Genomic DNA, 5,496 nt, shown 5'->3' with positions numbered 1-5,496 from the left:
GACTGTAAACACCCGATTTATTTGGTAAGCGTTTATAGTCTCTCGTAGGGCAGTTTCAATTTTCTTCAATCCAACTGTTCCAGCGTCCTTTTCTAAGGTGTGGTTCATCGCCGGGGAGAGCGAGTCTTAGAATATCTTGTTTGTCCATCCGCCGCCAGTCCTCGGGACTAATGCTGGCAGCATAGGTTTCGTAGAACAACTGACGCTTCTGCTCAATACTCAGAGGTGGCTCTCCAAAGGCATCTCGGAAGAAATCGTTAAGGGCCATCTTGGTAAAGGAAAGCTGAAGAGCTAGGGCAGCTTTTTTTCCTTTAGACGTGGCATAAACAATGAGGCGGTTAAAATCATCCAAACTTATCGTTGTATCTTCAAACGAATTTTGGTGCTTTGACTGTGCCGTCACTTTTTGAATTTGTTCGCTGAAACCCAAGCCACGTAAGCTTTTAACTGTGCGGGCATTTGTCTGAAGAACATCTCTCAACCAATCCCTGTCGTAACCTAAGACTCTACTGGCTCCAGACAGACCCACACGAAACTCCAAGTTGGGCATCCTGTAGCCGTCCACTTCGAGTCCATCAAAAAATCTGACTATCTCCCTTTCTGCTCTGATGGGTTCATCAATGCCATCAAATTCATCATCTTGATGATTAGACATTTTTCAAAGTAAAATAAAATTGTTAAATATCATTATGACAAGTGTGAAATTCACACCAATATCTACTAACAACTGAAACGTTTACAAATTTTCCCGCTTTGGTATTCCCCACCTTCGATTTTCCGCTCCAGGGCAGCCATGTCAAGGGTCGATAAATTCTATTCGGTAAGCTTTTAGGCTCGCTCGGAGTCTGGCTTCTATCGTCAAAGTCTTGGCCTCGCCCAAAAGCTAACCTCATCACGAATTTTTCTTTTCCCCTTGACATGGCTGCCCCTCCGCTAAGGAAGAAGGTGTGGGGAATACCAAGACCAATATCACTAGGGATCAATTACTTATGACACAGGAACCACGAATTAATCAGTTGGTCTGGCTTTACACCCGAACTCTGGCGGAGCCTGCGGCTAATCGCGTTCTTTCTGAGATTGCTGCGATCGCCTCTCTTGATGTAGAGCAGCCTTTGGACAAAGCAAGTGCAAACACAGTTATTCACTGGATTAATGACCATCTAGCTGCTGAGTACGCAAAAGCTTGTAAAATCCCCCGACCTGAAGGCTAGATTTTTGATGTAGCTACTGTTGAGGACGAGCTTAAAAAAAACCTCTGATAACAGTCTGATAATTTGTTATCACACTCGCTAAACCTGGTATATTGGTAAAACAATAGTGATAACACGTTGATAACATTATGCCTAACCCATTTTTATCGGCACGTATTCCCGCTGAGCTTGACCAAAAAATTAATGAGTTCCTGGCTCGTACAGGAGAGTCCAAGACAGAAATGCTAGCTAAAGCTGTGGCTGCTTATATTGGGACTGAAGTACCACATCTTAAGGCAACGGGCGATCGGAGGATAGAAAATTTAGAACAGGAGGTCGCTAATTTAAAAGATGCCATCACAAGCCTTTTTGAAAAATTTGCTACGTTGAGTCCTAAAGCAGAACACCTCAAAATAGACACTGAACTAATTAACACTACTGATAACAGTGTTATCAGTAGTGTTAACGACACAAAAGAACCTGACACAATTAACCCAATTTTTGAAGACCTTAATACTATCTACAACAACAAACACAACCATCTAAAAATTGAACAAACAAATCTACCTGATAGCATTGTTAATACTGATAACACCGATAGCATTTCTCTTGACAACCTAACACCAACTATCGATGATAGCAAAAAATTTATCAATATAGACACAGCAGAAGTGGCAAGACTTACAAAATTACCTTACAAAACAATTAATAATTTACGAGGTTATATTAATCGTAATCTCAAAAAAGAAAACAAAGCTCTCCCCGAAAATAAAATTTTAGATGCTCCAATAAAAGTAACTCCTCAATCGGGAATAAAAATATTAAAAGTACCTTACGATCTTTTTTACGCAGGACAATCTAATCAAGGAAAAAACCTTTGGAACTTAATTCCCAAAGGTAGTTTTAATAAGCAATTGAATTTGCTTGAAAATTCATAAGTACCGTATGATAACACTTGTTATCATACGGTACTTATACTTTATGCTTCTTTCTGTTCTTGGTCTTCAGCCCAACTTTCTTCCATTTCTAGTAAAAAATCAAACTCTAATTGAATAGCAATAGCGTCATCAGGATTTGGAAAGACTTTTTGAACATTTGCCAGAAATCTCGACCAATTATTAGCTGGAGAAACTGTCATAACTGCAAGCAGAGCTGCCATATGTAGAGCCAAATGAGAACGACCCTTCCTTTCAGTTAAAAACTCATACTTACGATAATAAGTATCTTTTTGGTTTTTATACTGTTCTTGAAGAGCTTTAGGAATTTTATCTGGAAACATATCGTAGACAAATTGATTTGTCCAACCTGCCACACAACCTGGTTTTTGCCCTAATTTCGGATTGCGTTTAGCCCAAGTACCGCCACGAATACGATAAAGATGCTCATAAAACTCCGTTACAAAAGGTCTTTGACCACTGCGATCTGTATTCCAAGGTAAAGCTTTATCCAAAACATAATCTTTGATTTGGTAGACTTGCTTGGTTTGGCGTTCAGCTTCCAGCCTGCGCTTTAGTTCAGCTTCACATTTTAAAAAATAAGCTCTAACTTCTTTTCCTTTAGAAGTACCCGCCATCATACCTAAAGACTTGAAGCAGTCAACAGTTAGCGTTATTTGTTGAACTCTTGAAGCCGTAGAACCGTTACTATGAGAGACACTCATCCACTTGGATGAGTAGTCCAAACCCTTTTCAAAGTTTCGAGTTAGCTTCTTTTTAGCAGCTTGCTTTGTTGCATACCCTATCCACATCCAAGCATCATCAAAATTTACCGGAAATGCTTCATTCGATTGAATAATTTCAAAAACCAAGTTTTCTGACAAATCCATACATAGCCCTCCTAGCAAGAGTTATAGATTGCGTAACTTATTCAAAAACTACGACTAGCTCTAAAAACAGCAGATCTTTATTTTTTTACCAGCAAAATTTATTTCGTCATTTTTGAAATAGCTCAATCATAACGAAAATCCGCAAAAATGGTAAACAAGCTTAATATCGTTCTGTTTTTTGTAGTCTACTTTTTGATTTACTATTGTGTTATCATAGTGATAACACAATTATCATAGTGATAACACAATTTTAAGGAAGTAGTTTATATTTTTTTACATTCTTGCGCCAACCAAAATACAAATGCCCCTCATCAACCTCTCCAGTCTCCTCTTGCCCAATCAAATCCTCCGGTTCCTCCTCCAGCTCCTTTAGATACTGCTTGAGCACACCACCAGTCGCGATCGCCCGCGTCTTATGCAATTGACGAGTCAGTTCCAGGAACCACTCGCGATCGGCCACCAAATCCGACTCCTTGACGCAGTATTTGAGCAGCTCAGGAATAAGGGACATGGGCTGCGCTCCCTTTTTGACGGCCTGTACATCCATCACAGGCTGATAGTCAATTCGCAAACAGCGCTGCCAAAGCTCAACCCACTTCGCCTGGGATAAATACCCATGACTGAAATATGACGGTGGCACTAGCAGTAGGCAGTGAAAGTGTGGATGAGCGCTGCCATCTTTGCCGCGTGTCACCTCAACAGATTTCAACCAGCCTTGTGCTGGCCAGTCCTTCAGCTTGGTTAGCCGCTTGAAGCTTTCATTCATCCATGTCAGCGTTGCCCGCAGCTCCACGATCGGACAGTTTTTAACCGTCAGCGTCACAAACAGCCAACGATGCTTTGGGTACTTCTCGACTATTTGGGGCAACACCTTGTAAGCCTTTGCCTTCCACATAAGCGACCTCCGCCACTGACAAACAGGACAATGCCGCACTCGACAGAACCGAGCGGTTGATAACTTGAGTCTTAGCTCCCCTTCATCCCTAGGCGTTAGCCTGAAGTCTAAGAACTCACTACAGAAACTCGTGCGATCGGCTAAGACGTTGAATTCGCTTCCCCTGTAGTGAGTCGATACCTGATCTGTGTTTTTTCTGTGTTTATCCCAAGGCTTATCCCTTTCTGACAAGTCAGAAAGATACGGAGCCTCAATAGCGGCTATAATGGGAACTACAGAATTCTCGTCTGAGCCATTAGGCACAGAGAAGCCCCCTAGTTTTAGTTGAAGTGTGGTTACTACAACTATACCAGGGGGCTTCTACTTTGGAAAATCGCCTCAAACCCTCACAGGGAGCGGGATAACCGTGCGTCCTTCGTCCGCCCGTTATCCCTCATAATTCAAGTGAAGGCGGCACACGGCCCAAATACAAAGACCTTGCATCTTCGCGGTTGTACTGTAAGACCTCCATTAGCTCGTCATGAGTCCATTTGGTATAGTGAACAATCTTTTCTGCAAACCAATCCAAGGGAACACCATTAAAAGCGTCAGATACAACACGCTCTAAGCCTGCCTCTGCAAGAGCTATGAGCAATATTATTGCATGGACATTTTTTTTCTTTAAAGCTTCATAAGCAATCAGCTTGTTAAAGTCGCGTATGCTTATCGTCTTAGCTATAGACGCCCCTGAGCCATCCGACCGAGAGACACTAACCTCAATTTGGCAACCTGTGAAACCATCAGCCTGCATGGCTTGGAACTGTTTTACCCCTTGTTTTGGCAACCTGCCCAACCACTCCTTAGAGTACCCAAGCGACGTACTTGCTCCGGCAAGCCCTATCCGTTTCTCAAAATAATATGTATGCAGCTTGTAGGCATCAAGCAAAACACTACCCAAGGGAATGTCCGTGTGAAGAGCTTTAATAATAGGGGCTTCAGACATAGCTAATTGTATGAAAATTTGGTTATCTGTTCATTATCCCAAACCAATTGAGGATAGACGTGCATTCCTGAACTTGTAGCCAGAAATGCGGTTCTCCCGTCTAAACCTCTAGCGGGATTTTTTCGACGGGCCATTAAGTCTTTGCCTAAGTGAAAAAAATTTAGAAGACCGTCGGAAAAATAGCCGCCTGCCCGTCCGGCAGAGGACACCAAAAGCCGTGTGTCACGCGCTTGATATTTCGTCTTACCAATGTCTAGCGAATGTCTTACATTTGTCTAGTTGATTAAATCAGAACCCACTAAGCGAACACTACAATTAAAAGCGCCAGATTGTAACAAACCTCGAAAATACCAAACAACAAAGATAGAAGAAGGATGAAAACGTGGGCCGGGGGTGCAGCTCTTGTGGTTGCCCCCGGCCGCGACAGACCGCTCGCTCGCAGGGTAAATAAACCGGGTCTGGTGATACCCGGTATACTCTCCAAACAAAACTACTATGTGGTATATTATCCAATCTCGAAAACTGGGGACTGTAAACACCCGATTTATTTGGTAAGCGTTTATAGTCTCTCGTAGGGCAGTTTCAATTTTCTTCAATCCAACTG

6 protein-coding genes are annotated in these 5,496 nt (G+C 42.3%); 2 read left to right on the top strand and 4 right to left on the bottom strand.

Annotation, left to right across the window (positions count from 1 at the left end):
* Positions 1-55 precede the first annotated feature (55 nt).
* Positions 56-655, bottom strand: coding sequence for a hypothetical protein (locus QUA42_RS27300; RefSeq protein ID WP_333141776.1), 600 nt, complete (start codon positions 653-655; stop codon positions 56-58).
* A 334-nt stretch (positions 656-989) separates the two neighbouring features.
* Here QUA42_RS27300 and QUA42_RS27295 point away from each other — a divergent pair, with 334 nt between their 5' ends.
* The gene (locus tag QUA42_RS27295) at positions 990-1,211 is read left to right on the top strand and encodes a hypothetical protein (RefSeq protein ID WP_333141774.1); all 222 of its coding nucleotides are present in this window, start codon (positions 990-992) and stop codon (positions 1,209-1,211) included.
* A 128-nt stretch (positions 1,212-1,339) separates the two neighbouring features.
* Positions 1,340-2,128, top strand: a complete 789-nt coding sequence (locus QUA42_RS27290; RefSeq protein ID WP_333141772.1) for a hypothetical protein — start codon at positions 1,340-1,342, stop codon at positions 2,126-2,128.
* Positions 2,129-2,169: 41 nt separating this feature from the next.
* Here the strand turns inward: QUA42_RS27290 and QUA42_RS27285 are convergent, their stop codons facing one another.
* The 3 genes from QUA42_RS27285 to QUA42_RS27275 form a co-directional block, all read right to left on the bottom strand.
* On the bottom strand, positions 2,170-3,015 hold the full coding sequence (locus tag QUA42_RS27285) for a P63C domain-containing protein (RefSeq protein WP_333141771.1): 846 nt from the start codon (positions 3,013-3,015) through the stop codon (positions 2,170-2,172).
* 250 nt (positions 3,016-3,265) lie between these two features.
* Positions 3,266-4,213 carry a protein rep gene (locus QUA42_RS27280; protein ID WP_333141769.1) on the bottom strand — a complete coding sequence of 316 codons (948 nt, stop codon included), beginning with the start codon at positions 4,211-4,213 and terminating at the stop codon, positions 3,266-3,268.
* Between the two features lie 130 nt (positions 4,214-4,343).
* On the bottom strand, positions 4,344-4,892 hold the full coding sequence (locus tag QUA42_RS27275) for a hypothetical protein (protein WP_333141767.1): 549 nt from the start codon (positions 4,890-4,892) through the stop codon (positions 4,344-4,346).
* Between the last annotated feature and the right edge of the window lie 604 nt (positions 4,893-5,496).

The sequence above is a fragment of the Microcoleus sp. Pol11C2 genome (assembly GCF_036701505.1).
In the GTDB taxonomy this organism is placed as follows: domain Bacteria; phylum Cyanobacteriota; class Cyanobacteriia; order Cyanobacteriales; family Microcoleaceae; genus Microcoleus.
The sequence above is the reverse complement of the archived record's forward strand: the minus strand, read 5'-3'. Positions and strand labels throughout refer to the sequence as shown.

What these genes read in the sequence shown, in the direction of transcription:
- QUA42_RS27300 (WP_333141776.1), bottom strand. Translation starts at nt 655, where the DNA reads ATGTCTAATCATCAAGATGATGAATTTGATGGCATTGATGAACCCATC.
- QUA42_RS27295 (WP_333141774.1), top strand. Translation starts at nt 990, where the DNA reads ATGACACAGGAACCACGAATTAATCAGTTGGTCTGGCTTTACACCCGA.
- QUA42_RS27290 (WP_333141772.1), top strand. Translation starts at nt 1,340, where the DNA reads ATGCCTAACCCATTTTTATCGGCACGTATTCCCGCTGAGCTTGACCAA.
- QUA42_RS27285 (WP_333141771.1), bottom strand. Translation starts at nt 3,015, where the DNA reads ATGGATTTGTCAGAAAACTTGGTTTTTGAAATTATTCAATCGAATGAA.
- QUA42_RS27275 (WP_333141767.1), bottom strand. Translation starts at nt 4,892, where the DNA reads ATGTCTGAAGCCCCTATTATTAAAGCTCTTCACACGGACATTCCCTTG.